The 14,933-nt window shown below is 74.7% G+C and carries 16 protein-coding genes; 9 read left to right on the forward strand and 7 right to left on the reverse strand.

Translation table 11 applies throughout. The features are described 5' to 3' along the window. The first annotated feature begins 6 nt into the window (after window positions 1-6). Both ACGF07_RS10965 and ACGF07_RS10970 read left to right on the forward strand, forming a co-directional pair. On the forward strand, window positions 7-180 hold the full coding sequence (locus tag ACGF07_RS10965; protein ID WP_350737229.1) for a hypothetical protein: 174 nt from the start codon (window positions 7-9) through the stop codon (window positions 178-180). Further along, complete coding sequence (locus ACGF07_RS10970; RefSeq protein ID WP_350737226.1) at window positions 177-1,010, forward strand: MBL fold metallo-hydrolase; 834 nt, start codon at window positions 177-179, stop codon at window positions 1,008-1,010. Before ACGF07_RS10965 ends, ACGF07_RS10970 begins: the two co-directional genes overlap by 4 nt. A gap of 184 nt (window positions 1,011-1,194) precedes the next feature. Here ACGF07_RS10970 and ACGF07_RS10975 read toward each other — a convergent pair whose 3' ends face one another. Next, a complete protein-coding gene (locus tag ACGF07_RS10975) occupies window positions 1,195-1,869 on the reverse strand; it encodes a Crp/Fnr family transcriptional regulator (protein WP_030288117.1) in 675 nt (224 codons plus the stop codon). 272 nt (window positions 1,870-2,141) lie between these two features. After that, window positions 2,142-3,179 (reverse strand): winged helix-turn-helix domain-containing protein, encoded by a 1,038-nt coding sequence (locus tag ACGF07_RS10980; RefSeq protein WP_392897307.1) that lies wholly within the window; start codon window positions 3,177-3,179, stop codon window positions 2,142-2,144. Window positions 3,180-3,291: 112 nt separating this feature from the next. Here ACGF07_RS10980 and ACGF07_RS10985 point away from each other — a divergent pair, with 112 nt between their 5' ends. Beyond that, window positions 3,292-4,110, forward strand: coding sequence for an isocitrate lyase/phosphoenolpyruvate mutase family protein (locus tag ACGF07_RS10985; protein WP_392897309.1), 819 nt, complete (start codon window positions 3,292-3,294; stop codon window positions 4,108-4,110). Between the two features lie 201 nt (window positions 4,111-4,311). On the opposite strand, the gene ACGF07_RS10990 is transcribed toward ACGF07_RS10985, so the two are convergent. Together ACGF07_RS10990 and ACGF07_RS10995 are read right to left on the reverse strand one after the other, a co-directional pair. Then, window positions 4,312-4,956 carry an RraA family protein gene (locus ACGF07_RS10990; RefSeq protein WP_392897311.1) on the reverse strand — a complete coding sequence of 215 codons (645 nt, stop codon included), beginning with the start codon at window positions 4,954-4,956 and terminating at the stop codon, window positions 4,312-4,314. Window positions 4,957-5,152: 196 nt separating this feature from the next. Continuing rightward, window positions 5,153-5,944 (reverse strand): alpha/beta fold hydrolase, encoded by a 792-nt coding sequence (locus tag ACGF07_RS10995; RefSeq protein WP_392897313.1) that lies wholly within the window; start codon window positions 5,942-5,944, stop codon window positions 5,153-5,155. Between the two features lie 120 nt (window positions 5,945-6,064). Between ACGF07_RS10995 and ACGF07_RS11000 the strand changes: the two genes are divergently transcribed. The 6 genes from ACGF07_RS11000 (at window position 6,065) to ACGF07_RS11025 (ending at window position 12,419) form a co-directional block, all read left to right on the forward strand. Continuing rightward, entirely contained in the window at window positions 6,065-7,693 is a 1,629-nt protein-coding gene (locus tag ACGF07_RS11000; protein ID WP_392897315.1) for an FUSC family protein, read from the forward strand. Between the two features lie 41 nt (window positions 7,694-7,734). Further along, entirely contained in the window at window positions 7,735-8,235 is a 501-nt protein-coding gene (locus ACGF07_RS11005; RefSeq protein WP_392897316.1) for a MarR family winged helix-turn-helix transcriptional regulator, read from the forward strand. 222 nt (window positions 8,236-8,457) lie between these two features. Further along, window positions 8,458-9,513: an endonuclease III gene (nth, locus tag ACGF07_RS11010; protein WP_392897318.1), complete on the forward strand. Its 1,056-nt coding sequence runs from the start codon at window positions 8,458-8,460 to the stop codon at window positions 9,511-9,513. Beyond that, window positions 9,513-10,244, forward strand: coding sequence for an NUDIX hydrolase (locus tag ACGF07_RS11015; protein ID WP_392897427.1), 732 nt, complete (start codon window positions 9,513-9,515; stop codon window positions 10,242-10,244). Before nth ends, ACGF07_RS11015 begins: the two co-directional genes overlap by 1 nt. A gap of 46 nt (window positions 10,245-10,290) precedes the next feature. Continuing rightward, complete coding sequence (locus ACGF07_RS11020) at window positions 10,291-11,475, forward strand: MarP family serine protease (RefSeq protein ID WP_392897320.1); 1,185 nt, start codon at window positions 10,291-10,293, stop codon at window positions 11,473-11,475. Window positions 11,476-11,717: 242 nt separating this feature from the next. Next, window positions 11,718-12,419 (forward strand): metal-dependent hydrolase, encoded by a 702-nt coding sequence (locus ACGF07_RS11025; RefSeq protein WP_350737196.1) that lies wholly within the window; start codon window positions 11,718-11,720, stop codon window positions 12,417-12,419. A 36-nt stretch (window positions 12,420-12,455) separates the two neighbouring features. Here the strand turns inward: ACGF07_RS11025 and ACGF07_RS11030 are convergent, their stop codons facing one another. The 3 genes from ACGF07_RS11030 to ACGF07_RS11040 all read right to left on the reverse strand — a co-directional run bounded on the left by ACGF07_RS11030 (window position 12,456) and on the right by ACGF07_RS11040 (window position 14,742). Continuing rightward, window positions 12,456-12,665, reverse strand: coding sequence for a hypothetical protein (locus ACGF07_RS11030; RefSeq protein WP_350737193.1), 210 nt, complete (start codon window positions 12,663-12,665; stop codon window positions 12,456-12,458). A gap of 144 nt (window positions 12,666-12,809) precedes the next feature. Continuing rightward, window positions 12,810-13,700, reverse strand: a complete 891-nt coding sequence (locus ACGF07_RS11035; RefSeq protein WP_392897429.1) for an alpha/beta fold hydrolase — start codon at window positions 13,698-13,700, stop codon at window positions 12,810-12,812. 565 nt (window positions 13,701-14,265) lie between these two features. Continuing rightward, entirely contained in the window at window positions 14,266-14,742 is a 477-nt protein-coding gene (locus tag ACGF07_RS11040; protein WP_350737190.1) for a phage holin family protein, read from the reverse strand. Window positions 14,743-14,933 lie beyond the last annotated feature (191 nt).

Here is a 14,933-nt window from a genome sequence, read left to right on the forward strand (position 1 = left end):
CACCCGATGGACCACAACGACGTGGCTCGCCGGACGGCCCCCGAGCTGCCCGGCCGCCGACTGATCCCCCGCTCCGTGGGCTGCGACAGCCAGGTCCCGTTCGTCGAGGTCGCCCAGCGCGCCCTCGTCCGGGCCCTGCCGCTGCGGGCCCTGCACCGCGACGGCGAGCGCGGCCGGTGAGCGGACTCCTGCCGGGTGACCCCGCCGCCGCGATCGGCGGCGAGGCCACTCCTCGGGCGCTGTGCGTGCTGGCGCCGAACCCGTCGCCGATGACGCTGGACGGCACCAACACCTGGCTGCTCTCCGAGCCCGGCTCGGACCTCGCGGTGGTGATCGACCCCGGTCCGCTGCACGAGGCCCACCTGCGCCGGGTGGTCGAGCTCGCCGAGGAGCGGGGCAAGCGGATCGCGCTCACCCTGCTCACCCACGGCCACGCCGACCACGCCGAGGGCGCCGTCCGCTTCGCCGAGCTGACCGGCACCGAGGTGCGGGCCCTGGACCCGGCGCACCGGCTCGGCTCCGAGGGCCTGGTCGGCGGTCAGCGCCTGGACGTCGGGGGCCTCGACCTCCGGGTGGTTGCCACCCCCGGCCACACCTCGGACTCGTTGACCTTCCACCTGCCGGACGACGGTGCGATCCTCACCGGCGACACCGTGCTCGGCCGCGGCACCACCATGGTCGCCCACCCCGACGGCCGGCTCGGCGACTACCTGGACTCGCTGCGCCGCCTGCACACGATGGCCTCCCACCACGGCGTACGGACCGTGCTGCCCGGCCACGGGCCGGTGCTCGCGGACGCGCTCGGTGCCGTCGACTACTACCTGGCCCACCGGGCCACCCGGCTCGCCCAGGTGGAGACCGCGGTGGAGGCGGGCTGCCGGACGGCCGCCGACGTGGTCGCCCGGGTCTACGCCGACGTGGACCGGGCACTCTGGCCGGCCGCCGAGCTCTCGGTGCGGGCCCAGCTGGAGTACCTGGAGGAGCACGGGCTCATCCCGGGCCAGGACTGATCCGCCGCGGTTCCCGGTCCTGGCCGTTCCCGGTCGTCCGGGGCGCCCGGGTCGTCCGAGGCGTCCGGCGCGCCCGGGCGGGGCCCGATCCGGGCCGCAGCGGGGCGCGGAGGCCGCCCGCGCCGGAACGACGCGAAGGCCCGTCCGGACCGACCGGACGGGCCTTCGCGGTGCTCGGAGGGCGTCAGCGCGAGCGGCGCGACAGCCGCTCGACGTCGAGCAGGACCACCGCGCGCGCCTCCAGCTTCAGCCAGCCGCGGCCGGCGAAGTCGGCGAGCGCCTTGTTGACCGTCTCGCGGGAGGCGCCGACCAGCTGGGCCAGCTCCTCCTGGGTGAGGTCGTGGGCGACGTGGATGCCCTCCTCGGACTGCACGCCGAAACGGCGGGAGAGGTCCAGCAGGGCCTTGGCGACGCGGCCGGGCACGTCGGAGAAGACCAGGTCGGACATCACGTCGTTGGTCCGGCGCAGTCGGCGGGCGATGGCCCGCAGCAGCGCGATGGAGACCTCCGGGCGGGCGTGCAGCCACGGCTGGAGGTCGCCGTGGCCGAGGCCCAGCAACTTGACCTCGGTCAGCGCGCTGGCGGTGGCGGTGCGCGGGCCCGGGTCGAACAGCGACAGCTCGCCGATCATCTCGCTCGGGCCGAGCACGGCCAGCATGTTCTCGCGGCCGTCCGGCGAGGCACGGTGCAGCTTGACCTTGCCCTCCGCGACGACGTACAGCCGGTCGCCCGGGTCGCCCTCGTGGAACAGCGACTCACCACGGGCGAGGGTGACCTCGGTCATGGAAGCGCGCAGCTCGCCGGCCTGTTCGTCGTCGAGTGCCGCGAAGAGTGCGGCGCGCCGCAGAACGTCGTCCACGTGCTTCCTCCTTCTCGGCCGTCCGGCGGTGGGCCGCCGTCGGGCGCAAGTTCCGTTCAGTGTTCTGCATCACCAAGCATGGCGCATGTCGCTCCGATCATATGAGGAGGGGGTGTATCAGGGTGCGCCGTGCGCGGCCATTCGTACCGGCGGATCATCGGGCGGAGCGGCGTTCGACGGGCGTAGCGGCGGATCAGCCGGCACACCAGGGATCAGCGGGTATACCGGCGGATCAGCGGGCGTAGCGGCGGATCAAGGGGCGCACCGGAGGATCAGCGGGCCGGCCGCCCGGCGGGCGCCGGGGTGTCGAACGCCCGGCCGTCCGGGTCGAACAGCGAGTCGCCCACCGCCGTCCGGGCGGAGAGGACGGTGTGCCCGGCCCGGTGGGCGCTGGTCAGGCCCGCCGTGCGCAGGGCGGTGAGGTGCTGGGAGACGGCCGCCGCGGACAGCCCGGTGCGGCGGGCCAGCTCGGTGGTCGAGGCGGGGGAGTCCAGCTCGGCCAGCAGCCGGGCCCGGGAGCGGCCGAGCACGGCGGCCAGTGCGTCGGTGCGCGCCGAGGTGCCGGGGCGTTCCTCCCACAGGGTGGCCGCCCCGCGCGCCGGGTACATCAGCTGCGGCGGGTCCGGCGGCAGCACCCGGGTGAGCACCCGGGGCCAGGCGAAGGCGGAGGGCAGGAGCAGCAGCCCGGCTCCGGCGTTCAGCCGGGTGACGGCGCAGTGCCGGCGCGCCAGCTGCAGCGCGGTGCCGTCCCAGCGGACCGTCTCGTGCAGCTCGTCCAGCATCCGGGCGGTGCCGTGCTCGGCTGCCTGCCGGGAGCGGTGGAAGACGTCCGCGGCCAGCAGCGCGCGGATCCGCGCCCAGTACGGGGCGAGCGCCAGCTCCCAGTACGCCGCGATCTCGGCGGCCAGCCCGGGCAGCCGGGCCGCCGGATCCCGGTAGAGCGGTTCCAGGGAGGCCGGCAGCCGGCCGCCCGCCTCGGCGGCCACGATGTCGAGGTCGGCCCGGACCTGCCCGGCGCCGGTCGCGGCGATCGCGGCGAGTTCCTCGGCGAGCGTCGGGGAGAAGCCGGCCGGCGTCGGGTTGAGGAAGTCCGGCAGGTGGCCGTCGGGCGGGACCATCGCGGCCAGGCGCGCCCAGTCCGGTCCGGAGGCGGCCAGCCGCTCGCGCACCTGCCCGGCCCAGCGGCGGTGCAGCGCGGGGGCGGGTGAGTGGGCGAGCGCGCGCAGACTGGTCACCACCTCCTGCATCGGGCTGACGGCGAACCGGGTCAGCGCCAAGTCCTGGGCGGAGAAGTGGAGTTCCGTCCGCATGCGCGGCCCCCTTCGGAAGATTCGGCCCCAGCTTAAACACTGGTGGCCCTTCCGGTGGTGGGCGCACGATGCCTGGGTCCCCACTGATCCGTACGAAAGCCGGTGACACCTCATGTCCACCACCACCCCGGCCCGCGAGCGGGCGCTGCGACTGCGCGGGCTCGTCGAGGAGGGCGTGCTCGTCCTGCCCAACGCATGGGACGCCGGCAGCGCCGCGGTGATCGCCTCGGCCGGCGCGCAGGCGATCGCCACCACCAGCGGCGGTGCCTCCTGGTCGCTGGGCATGGGTGACGGCCAGCGGATGGACCGGGCGACGGCGGTCGAGGCGGCCCGGCGGGTCGTCGCGGCGGTGGACCTGCCGGTCACCATCGACGCCGAGGGCGGGTACGGGCCGCTGCCCTCCGATGTGGCCGCCACCGTGACCGCGCTGGTGGGTGCGGGCGCAGCCGGGGTCAACCTGGAGGACTCGACGGCCGTCGGCGGTCCGCTGTTCACGGTGGCCGAGCAGGCCGAGCGGCTGCGCGCGGCCCGCGCCGCCGCGGCCGACGCCGGCCTGCCCGAGCTGCTGGTCAACGCCCGTACCGACGTGTTCCTGTTCGGACTGGGCGGCCTGGACGACGTGCTGGTCCGGGCCGCGGCCTACGCCGAGGCGGGCGCGGACGGCCTGTTCGTCCCCGGCCTCCTGAACCTCGACGACCTCGCCGAGCTGTGCAAGCGGACCCCGCTGCCGGTGAACGTGATGGCCGTCGCGGGCGGGCCGACCGTCGCTGAGTTCGCCGCCACGGGGGTACGGCGGATCAGCGTCGGTACGGGCCTCGCCCAGCTCGCCTACACGGCGGCCCGCCGTGCCGCTGCCGAGCTGCTCGACGCCGGGACGCTGACGGAGCTCGACGGGGCGCTCGGTTTCGGGGACCTGAACGGGCTGTACTGACCGGGCGTCCTACCGGGCTGCCGGGCCGCTGTCCTGCCGCCCGCGCCGCCGGGCTGCCGGGCCGCTGTCCTGCCGCCCGCGCCGCCGGGCTGCCGGGCCGCTGTCCTGCCGCCCCCGCCGCCGGGACTGCCGGGCCCTCGGGAAGGGCGGACCTCGGCCGGCCGGCCGGCCGGGCCGCGACCGCCGGCGCCGGGGTCGGTGTCAGCCGGTGAAGCCCAGCTCGGCGAGGCCGCGCTCGATCCTGGCGCGGTGGGCGGCCTCCCAGTCGTCCAGGGTCTCGGCGGCCTCCTTGGCCAGCTTCGCCCGGGCTGCCGCCAGGACCTTCGCCCGGTCGGCGGCTGGCACCGCCACGACCCCCTCCTCGTCGGCCACCACGATGTCGCCGGGGGCCACCAGCACTCCGCCGCAGCGCACCGGGGCACCGTGGGTGCCCAGCTGCTCCTTCGAGCCGGGGATCGGGATGACGCCCCGGGCGAAGACCGGGAAGCCGAGCTCCCGCACCTCGCCGAGGTCGCGGATCAGGCCGTCGGCCACGAACGCGGCGACGCCCCGGCGCTGCGCCACGGCACAGACGTTGCCGCCGGCCAGCGCGTAGTCGAGGTCACCGGACTCGACGACGATCACCGAGCCGGGCTCGGCCCGGTAGATCGCCGCGTGCAGCATCAGGTTGTCGCCGGGCGGGCACTGCACCGTGAAGGCCGGTCCGGCCACCCGGGGCATGCCCGCCCACAGCGGGCGCAGGCCGATGTCCATCACCCGGGCACGGCCCAGGACGTCGGCCAGCGTGGTGGTGGGGATGTCCCGGAAGTCCGTGACGTCCTGTTCCGTCGTGAAGTCCTCGGCCATGGCGGCTGGTTGCTCCCTCGGTCGTCGAAGATGATCGGATGACGGGAAGACTAGGGCGGGGCGGGTAGCGCGGGTTCACCGGCTCCGGCCGGTGCCGTTCCCGGGCCGCCCGCCGCCCGCTGCCCGCCGCCCGCTGCCCGCCGCCCGCCGCCCGCTGCCCGTTCCCGGGCCTCCCGCCACCCGGCCTCTCCGCGCCTCAGGCGTAGAACTTCAGCAGCTCCGGCACCAGCACCTCGGTCGCCACCTCATGGGTCTGGTCGGCCAGCGTCCGGTACTCGGCGCCCGGCACGGCCGCCGCCACCGCTCGGGCGGGAGCCCGCAGCAGCTCCGGGCTGGCGCCGCCGTCCAGGACCAGGGTCGGCACGGTGATCGTGGCCAGGAGGTCGACCGGGACGGTCGCCCCCGTGCGCGCGCCGAGCGCTGCCGCGTCGTACGCCAGGGTCGGCGCGACCGCCTCGAACACCGGCCACACCGGGGCCGAGCGCATCCCCTCCACCATCTCGCCGGGCATCCCGACGAAGGTCATGAAGGCCGCGACGGCGTCCCCGCGCCGTCCCTCGGCGAGTGCCGCCTCCAACTCGGTGACGTACCCGACGAAGCGCTCGCTCTGCGTCTCCTCCGTGCTGAACGGCGGCTCGTAGACGGCGAGTCGGCTGATGCCGACGCCCGCGGCGGCGGCCCGCAGGGCCAGTGCGGCGCCCGAGGAGATGCCGAACACCCGGGCCGCGCCGCCGGCCGCCGCGATCACGGCGGCCAGGTCCTCGATCTCGCGCTCCACCGCGAAGGGCGCCGTGTCCCCGCTGCCGCCGCGGCCGCGCCGGTCGTAGGCCCACACGGTGTGGTGGGCCGAGAGCTGCTCGGACACCGCCACGCCCGGGTCGAAGGCGCGGTGGCCGATCGCCCCGTCCACGAGGACGACGGCCGGGCCGGAGCCGGTGACGGTGCAGGCGATGGTGGTGCCGTCGGCGGAGATCACGGTGGTGGTCATGGCGGTGTTCCTTCGGTCGTCCGAGTCGGTCGCAGGGGTAGACCGGGGTTCGCCGCAGAACTCATCGCTGTTTCGGAAAGTCATATGCTTCACGGGTAAATTACCTGTTAATCTTTTTCCATGGCCTCCCCCGCCCAGCTCCGCCAGGTGCTCCGGGTCGGTCCGCCCGGAGACGGCTGGCACCGGCCCGCGCTCAGCGCCGTCCTCACCCTCGGCACCCTCAACCTCGCCCTGCTCGCCCTCGGCCGGCTGGACCTCGCGCTCTACACCTCGGTCGGCGGCCTCGGCGCGCTCTTCGGGCACGGCCTGCCCTACCGGGCCCGGGCCCGGACGCTGGCCGGCGTGCTGCTCGGTGCCGTCCTCAGCGCCGGCGCCGCCCTCACCGCCGCAGCGCTGACCCGCGACGCCGTCGTCCTCGTCGCGGTGGCGGCCGTGCTCGCCGCCCTGCACAAACTGCTCTGCGACGCCGCCCGGGTCGGCCCGCCCGGCGCCCTGATCATCACCTTCACCACCGCCGGCTGCGCCTTCGTCCCCCAGCGGCTCGCGGACCTCGCACCGCACCTGGCGCTCGCCGCAGTCGGCGCCGCACTGGCCTGGCTGGTCTGCATGGCTCCCGCGCTGTGGCACCCGTACGGACCGGAGCGCACCGCCACCGCCCGTGCGCTGGAAGCCGCCGCCCGCCTGCTGCGCACCGACCCCGGCGCACCGGACGCCGCTGCCCGTACCGCCCTGGTCGGCGCGGTCGACGCGGCCCGGCGCAGTCTCGCGCTCTCCTCCCCGGCCCGGCAGCGCGCCCTCGGCGAGGAACCGGAACGGCTGCTCGTCCATGCGGAGGCCGCCCTCGCCTCGCCCGTCGATCCGGCGGCCGCCGAGCGCTACGCCGCGTGGGCCCGGGACCTGCGGCGCGGCCGCCGCCCCGTGCCGTCGCCGGAACTCACCGAGGCGGAGGCCGCCGACCTGCGCGCCCTCCCGCCCGTCCGCCGGCTCCCGCTGCGCGCCGTCCTGCGGCCCGGCTCGGCGCTGCTGCCGATCGCCCTGCGGGTCGCGGTCGGCTGCGCCGCCGCCGGCTGGCTCTCGCTGGCACTCGGCGTCGGCCGTCCGTACTGGGCGGTGGTCACCGCGGCCTCGGTGTTCCAGGCCAACAGCACGCTCTCCTGGCAGCGCGCTGTGCAGCGGGTCCTGGGCAACCTCCTCGGCCTGGCGCTCTTCACGGCCGCGGTGCCGGTCGCCCGCTGCGGCCCGGTGGCGCTGATCGCGCTCGGACTGCTGTGCCAGTTCGGCGCGGAGGCCATGATCGCCCGCAGCTATTGGCTGGCCACGGTGTTCGTCACCCCGATGGCCCTGCTGATGACCGAGTTCGCCGGCCCGCAGCCCGCCCGGATGCTGGTGGCCGACCGCTGGCTGGACACCTGCGTCGGCGCGCTCACCGGTCTGGTCGCCTGCCTGCTCGTCACCAACCGCCGGACCGCCGCCCGGCTGTCCCGGGCCGTGGCCGGCGCCGAGACCGCCACCCGCGCCGCCCGGGCCGCGCTGGCCGTACTGGCCGCCGACCGGACGGGGTCGACCGCCGCCGACCGGGCCGCACTGGCCGCCGCCCTGCTCGAACTGCGCGAGGCCGCCGACACCGCGACCGGCGAGTGGCGCCGCCCGACCCTCCCCCACCAGCACGCCGCCGACACCGAGCGGCACGCCCACCACCTGCTGACCGCCCTCCTGGAGCACCGGGGCGGCGGAGCGCGCGCCGTCTAGGATCGACCGAACGGGTCGGTCGCGGAACGGGAGCAGCGCACGTGGAGGACGTCGTCGCAGGGGTGCTGCGCCAGTGGGAGCGCGCCTACCCGGGCCTGGACACCGGCCCGATCGCCGTCCTCGGCCGGATCAACCGCTGCGCCGCGCTCCTCCAGCAGACCCCCGACCCGCTCACCCGGGCCGGCCTCACCCGCGCCGAGTTCGACATCCTCGGCGCCCTGCGCCGCCTCGACCGCGAGCTGACCCCGACCCAGCTCGCCCGGGAGAGCTTCGCCTCGGGAGCTGCCGTGACCAAGCGGCTGCGACTGCTGGAGGAACGCGGTCTGGTCAGCCGCCGCACCGACGACCGCGACCGCCGGGTCGCCCACCTCTCGCTCACCGACACCGGCCGGGAACTGGTCGACGGCCTGATCGAGGAACTCGTCGCGTACGACCGCGAGCTCCTCTCCGGCCTCACCCCGGATGAGCGGACCCGCCTCGCCGAGGCGCTGGCCGGGCTGCTCAACACCCTCGAGGGCACCATCGGCCGCACCCTGCGGTAGCGGCGCCGGCCTCCTCGGGACGGCTTCCCCAGCCTCCTCGGCCTCCTCGGCCTCCTCGGCCTCCTCGGCCTCCTCGGCCTCCTCGGCCTCGACGGCTGTCCGGTCCTGATTCGCCGCGTGCGCCCGGGCCGGCCGCCCTTCCGGACAACAGCCGTCCCCGCAGGGCCGCTTCCGTTGCTTGATCGGCCCCGGGCGGTGCGCCGCTCGGCGTAGCCTTCGTGCATGGCAGAGAGCAAGGCCCGGAAGACGGCGACCAGGACCGCGACCAAGGCGGCGGCTCAGAAGCCGACCGCGGAGGCGGCTGTACAGGGCACCGCGACGGCGGCCGTGGCACCGGCTGCGAAACCGACGACGAAACCGACTGCGAAGGCGCCCGCGAAGGCGCCCGCGAAGGCCCCGGCGGAACCCGCCGCGAAGCGGGCGGTGAAGCCGCCCGCGAAACCGACCGCGAAGCCCGCCGTGAAGCCCGGGAAGCCGGAGTCGCACCTGGCGATGGTGCGGCGGGCCCGGCGGATCAACCGCGAGCTGGCGGAGCTGTACCCGTACGCCCATCCGGAGCTGGACTTCGAGAACCCGTTCCAGCTGCTGGTGGCCACCGTGCTGTCGGCGCAGACCACCGACCTGCGGGTGAACCAGACCACCCCGGCACTGTTCGCCCGGTACCCGACGCCCGAGGACATGGCGGCCGCCAACCCGGAGGAGCTGGAGGAGATCATCCGCCCGACCGGCTTCTTCCGGAACAAGGCGAAGTCGCTGATCGGCCTCTCGGCCGCGCTGCGGGACGAGTTCGGCGGTGAGGTCCCGGGCCGGCTGGCCGACCTGGTGACCCTGCCGGGCGTCGGCCGCAAGACCGCCAACGTCGTCCTGGGCAACGCCTTCGGGGTGCCCGGCATCACCGTGGACACCCACTTCGGGCGGCTGGCCCGGCGGTTCGGCTGGACCACCGAGGAGGACCCGGTGAAGGTCGAGCTGGCCGTCGCCGAGATCTTCCCGAAGTCCGAGTGGACGATGCTCTCGCACCGGGTCGTCTTCCACGGCCGGCGGATCTGCCACTCGCAGAAGCCCGCCTGCGGAGCCTGCCCGATCGCACCGCTCTGCCCCGCGTACGGGGAGGGCGAGACCGATCCGGAGAAGGCGCGCAAGCTGCTCAAGTACGAGATGGGCGGCCAGCCCGGCCAGCGGCTGAAGCCGCCGTCGGACTTCCCCGGCGAGGCGGCCGCCCGGGCCGACGCCGCCGCCCACCAGGGCCGGGTCGCGGACCTGGCGGTGGAGGCGTGATCCGCGGGGCGATCGAGCGGGACGGCCTGCCGAAGTGGCTGGAGCCGGTCCGGGACGCGGCCGAGCGGGTGCTGCCGGAGCAGCTGAGCCGCTTCCTCCCGCCGACCGACGGCGGTCGGGCGGCGGCGGTGCTGATGCTGTTCGGTGAGGGGCCGGACGGTCCCGACCTGCTGCTGATCGAGCGGGCCCGCTCGCTGCGTTCGCACGCCGGCCAGCCGTCCTTCCCCGGTGGCGCGCTGGACCCGGAGGACGGCGACCCGGACGGCCCCGGCCCGATCGCGGCGGCGCTGCGCGAGGCCTGGGAGGAGACCGGGCTGGACCCGGCCGGGGTGCAGGTCTTCGCCGAGCTGCCCCGGCTGTACATCCCGGTGAGCCGTTTCGTGGTCACCCCGGTGCTCGGCTGGTGGCGCGAGGAGTCGCCGGTGCACCCGGTGGACCAGGCGGAGACCGGCGCGGTGTTCCGGGTGCCGATCGCCGACCTCGCCGACCCCGCGAACCGGGTCCGGCTGCGGCACCCGTCCGGGCACGTCGGGCCGGCCTTCGCCGTCGCCGGGCGACTGGTCTGGGGGTTCACCGCCGGGGTGATCGACCGGGTGCTGCACCACAGCGGCCTGGAGCTGCCGTGGGAGCCGTCCCGGGTCGTCGACCTCTCCGACGACGCCCTCGCGCTGGTCCAGGGCGACCTCGAGCACTCCCGCGCCCTGCCGGGCGGCGACGCCGGGGCCCCGTGACGGTCCGTCGGCGCGGTCGGTCCGCCAACCGTGGGAGGGTGTCCGAGTGAACGTCCTGGATGTGCTGCTGGTCCTCGCCGCCGTCGGATTCGCCGTTTCGGGCTACCGGCAGGGCTTCGTGGTGGGCGTCCTGTCGCTCGTCGGCTTCCTCGGCGGCGGCCTGCTGGCCGTCCAACTGCTGCCCCTGCTGCTCGACCAGCTCAGCCCGGGCACCGCGTCCTCGGTGGTGGCCGTCGTGGTGGTGATCGTCTTCGCCGCGATCGGCCAGGCGGTCACCGCGCACTTCGGCTGGAAGCTGCGCGGGCACATCGACCGCCGTCCGACCCGGGTGCTGGACGCGTCCGGCGGCGCGGTGGTCAACGTGATCTCGATGCTGCTCGTCGCCTGGCTGATCGGCTCCGCGTTGGCCGGGACGTCCCTGCCGACGGTCTCCCGGCAGGTCCGGTCCTCGGCGATCCTCGGCGGCGTCCAGAACGCGCTGCCCGACGACGCGCCGAACTGGTTCTCGGACTTCTCCAAGGTGCTCGCCCGCAACGGCTTCCCGCAGGTCTTCAACCCCTTCGAGCACGAGCCGATCACCCAGGTCGACACCCCCGACCCGGCACTGGCCGGCAGCGCGGCGGTGGCCAGGGCCCGGCAGAGCCTGGTCAAGGTGGTCGGCACCGCGACCTCGTGCGGCAAGACCCTGGAGGGCAGCGGCTTCGTCTTCGCCCCGCACCGGGTGATGACCAACGCCCACGTGGTCGGCGGCGTCGACGAGCCGACCGTGCAGATCGGCGGGGTCGGCCAGCTGTACGACGCCACGGTGGTCCGCTACGACTGGCAGCGCGACATCGCCGTCCTGGACGTGCCCAAGCTGAACGCGCCCCCGCTGACCTTCGCGGGCGAGGCCAGGACCAACGACAGCGCGATCGTCGCGGGCTTCCCCGAGAACGGCGCCTTCAACGTCCAACCGGCCCGCATCCGCGGCCGGATCCAGGCCAACGGCCCGGACATCTACCACCGCGGCCAGGTGGTGCGCGACGTCTACTCGGTGCGCTCGCTGGTCCGCCAGGGCAACAGCGGCGGGCCGCTGCTCACGCCGGACGGCCAGGTGTACGGGGTGGTGTTCGCCAAGTCCCTGGACAGCGCCGACACCGGGTACGTGCTGACCGCCGCGGAGGTGCGCGAGGACGCCCAGGCGGGCAGCACCGCGAACACCCGGGTGGACACCCAGGGCTGCGCGCTGTGACGTCGGCCGAGGCGGTGGGCCGGCAACTTCTGATGTCGGCCGAAGCGGTGGGCCGGGCGGCCTGACGTCGGCCGAAGCGGCGTCGCCGGTCGCGCGGGGGCTCGGCCCGACGCGCTGCCGGCTGACCCCGCACAAGATCCGTCAGGTCGTCAGCCCGCCCTGGTAGCCTCGGCCGCGCTCACCCGTTCGGCTCAACCGGGCGCCGTCCCGGAGTGAGCTCAAGGGGAGGTCGTGGCAGTCCGATGATGGGTCATTCGCACGCGGTGAGCGGGGCGATGCTGTACGCGGCGTCCGCCCCGTTCCTGCCCCCGCTGCTGCTGCACACCAAGCTGGAGCCGGCGGACATCCTGATGGGCACGGTGCTGTGCGCCGGAGCGGCCCTGCTGCCGGACCTCGACCACCACGACGGCTCGATCGCCAACTTCCTCGGGCCGGTCTCCAAGGTGCTCTGCCGCTTCGTGGCCTGGGCCTCCGGCGGCCACCGGCACGCCACCCACTCGCTGCTGTTCGTCGCGCTGATGGGCGCCGGCACCTGGGCCGGCATCACGTACCTGGGCCGCTACTTCACCCTCGGGCTGACGTTCTTCCTGTTGGCGCTCGCGATCCGGGCCCTGCGGCTCTGCCCGCCGAGCAACGGCCCCGAGGCGTGGATCACCGTGATCGGCCTGTCCGCGCTCGGCACGTTCGGGATGAACACGTGGATGCCCAACTCGCCCGGCTGGCTGCCGTACGCGGTCGCGCTGGGTACGCTGGCGCACCTGCTGGGCGACTGCCTGACCAAGAAGGGCGCGCCGTTGCTGTGGCCGCACAAGGAGCGCTACGAGATCGTGCTGATCAAGCGCAGCGGCAACAGCGTCGAGACCAAGGTGCTGGTGCCGATCATGTCGGTGGCGACCTTCGTCCTGCTCTGGTTCACCGCGCTGTCGCCGACCATCGTGAACTGATTTCCACCGTTCGGCGGGACGAAGCGGCGCGAGGCCTCAGGTCTCGCGCCGCAGTCGTGCGCCCACCCACCGGGCGCGTCGGCCGAGGATGCGCGGGATGCCGAGCTGCCGTTGCACTCCGCGCCGGTGGCCGTCGAGACCGTCGAAGCCGAGGTCCTCGGCCCGGTCCGGGCGGGGCGTGGAGCGCTGGGGGCTGTTGTGGCGTCGGCCGTGCGGGGCGCCACCGCGATCGGGCATCCAGGTCATACCGGAATGGATGCCCGTGGGCCGGTGGGGGTAACCGCCCGGGCTTTGCCGAAGTTGGCCTATGCGCTTGTCATATGAGCGTCACAATAGCGGAGTTGGGCCGCTGAGCCCCGCGCTCCGACCGGCCCGACCCACCCCGGACGATCACTCCTTGTGGCGACCCACCCAGTCCAGCAGCTCGGCGGTGAAGTCCTCCGGCGCCTCCTCGTGCGGGAAGTGCCCGACCCCCGCCATCAGCCGCCAGCGGTACGGAGCCGCCACGTACTCGCCGCCGCCGAGCGCGGTGTGCGACAGCAGGACCGGGTCCGCGGCGCCCTGGACCTGCAGCGTCGGCGCGGTGATCGGCTTCTTCATCCGGCGCGCGAACTGGATGCCGTCGGGACGGGCCATCGAGCGCAGCAGCCAGCGGTACGGCTCGATCGAGCAGTGCGCGGTGCTGGGGATCCGGATCGCCTGCCGGTACGCGTGCACGGCCGCCTCGTCCAGCTTGGTCGGCCCCGTCCACTCGTCCAGGTACCGGCCGACCAGCGCGGCGTCGTCGGCCACCAGTCGGCGTTCCGGTATCCAGGGGCGCTGGAAGCCCAGCACGTGCTCGAAGGCGGCCATCTGCTTGCGGTCGGTCAGCAGCGCCCGGCGCAGGTCCCGGGGGTGGGCGGCGGAGACCACGGTGAGGCTCTGGATCACCGACGGGCGCATGACCGCCGCCACCCACGCCAGGGTGCCGCCGGAGGCGTGCCCGACCAGGTGCGCCCGGCGTTCGCCGAGCGAGCGGATCACGCCGGTGATGTCCAGGGCGAGGTTGCCCGGGTCGTAGCCGCGCGGGGTGCGGTCGCTGCCGCCGATGCCGCGCAGGTCGAGGGCCACCGCGCGGTAGCCGGCCTCGGCGAGCGCGGTCAGCTGGTGGCGCCAGGCCCACCAGTACTCGGGCCAGCCGTGCACCAGCAGCACCAGCGGACCGGCGCCCAGCTCGGCGATGTGGAAGCGGGCGCCGTTGGCCGCGAGGTCGCGGTGCGTCCACGGACCGGACTGCCGGATGCTCCACGGCTCCTCGGTGACGCCGCCGCCGTGGCGTCCGAGTCCCGGAGCACCGGCGGTGGCGGTGGCGGTGGCGGTGTGCCGGCCGGTCTGGTGCACGGCTTGCTGTCCGGCTTGCTGTCCGGTCTGGTGTCCGGGCTGCTCTTCGGTCCCAGGCCCCGTCGCAGGGCCGTTCCGAGGCCCGTTCCCAGGCCCGTTCCCAGGGCCGTTCCCAGGGCCGTTCCCAGGTCCGGCGGTGTCCCGCTCCGGGGCCTGCTCGGGGCTGGAATCGGCGGACGGCTGCGCGGCAGCGGGCTTCTGGTCAAGCGGCATACCGAGAGCGTGTCACATCCGTGTGCCGGACACGTGCCCGGCACTCGCTGTCGGCGGGTCGGCGTACGTGTCCGGCGGGGTTGTGGGGGATGCTGATCGGTTACGGCGAACGCTGTCGGTTGCGGAGAACGCCGTCGGTTACGGGGGACGCCGTCGGTAGCGGGGCCGCTCACCGGTTACGGAAGCGATGGCCGGTCACGCGGACGCCGATCGGTCACGGGACCGCTCACCGGTTACGGGGGCGTCGACCGGTCTACGGGATGCGGCCGAGGCCCCGGTCGATCTCCTCCTGGGTGGCCGGGCGCGGCCGGGCGTTCTTCAGCACCTCGGCGGTCTTCTGGACGCCCTCGATGGTGCGCTCGGGCTTCTGGATCTTCTTGATGAAACGCCAGGCCACGAACCCGACCAGCGCCGCGAGGATGAGGTGGACGGTGGCCGAGAGCACGAAGGACCAGCCCAGCGGCACACCCAGCCAGTGGAAGAAGAAGGCGATCGCGATGCTCACCATCGGGATCGCAGCCATGGCGAGCACCCCGGCGACGGCGAAGAAGACGCCGCCGGAGACACCGCGCTTGACGTCCGCCTTGATCTCGGCCTTGGCGAGCGCGATCTCGTCGTGGACCAACGCGGTGAGGTCGGCGGTGGCCGCCGCGAACAGCTGTCCCACCGAACGCTCGCCCTCGTAGGGCGCCCGGCCGTTGCTGGACGGGTCTGCGGCTCCTGTGGGCATCAGCGGTTCTCCTCTGCGGCTGTTGCGGCGTGACGCCGTCGCGGGTGCGGTTCCGGTGCCGGTGGGGGTCCGGGGGCGTCAGTGGGTTGTCGACAGCTCAGAATCATGCCCTTACCGGTCAGTCGGACACCACTCCGGGGCCCCGCCGGAGGGACGTGTCACGGCTGCGGCAGGTGGTTCGAGGCCTTCGC

This window comes from Kitasatospora sp. NPDC048194 (genome assembly GCF_043202455.1).
GTDB lineage: Bacteria > Actinomycetota > Actinomycetes > Streptomycetales > Streptomycetaceae > Kitasatospora.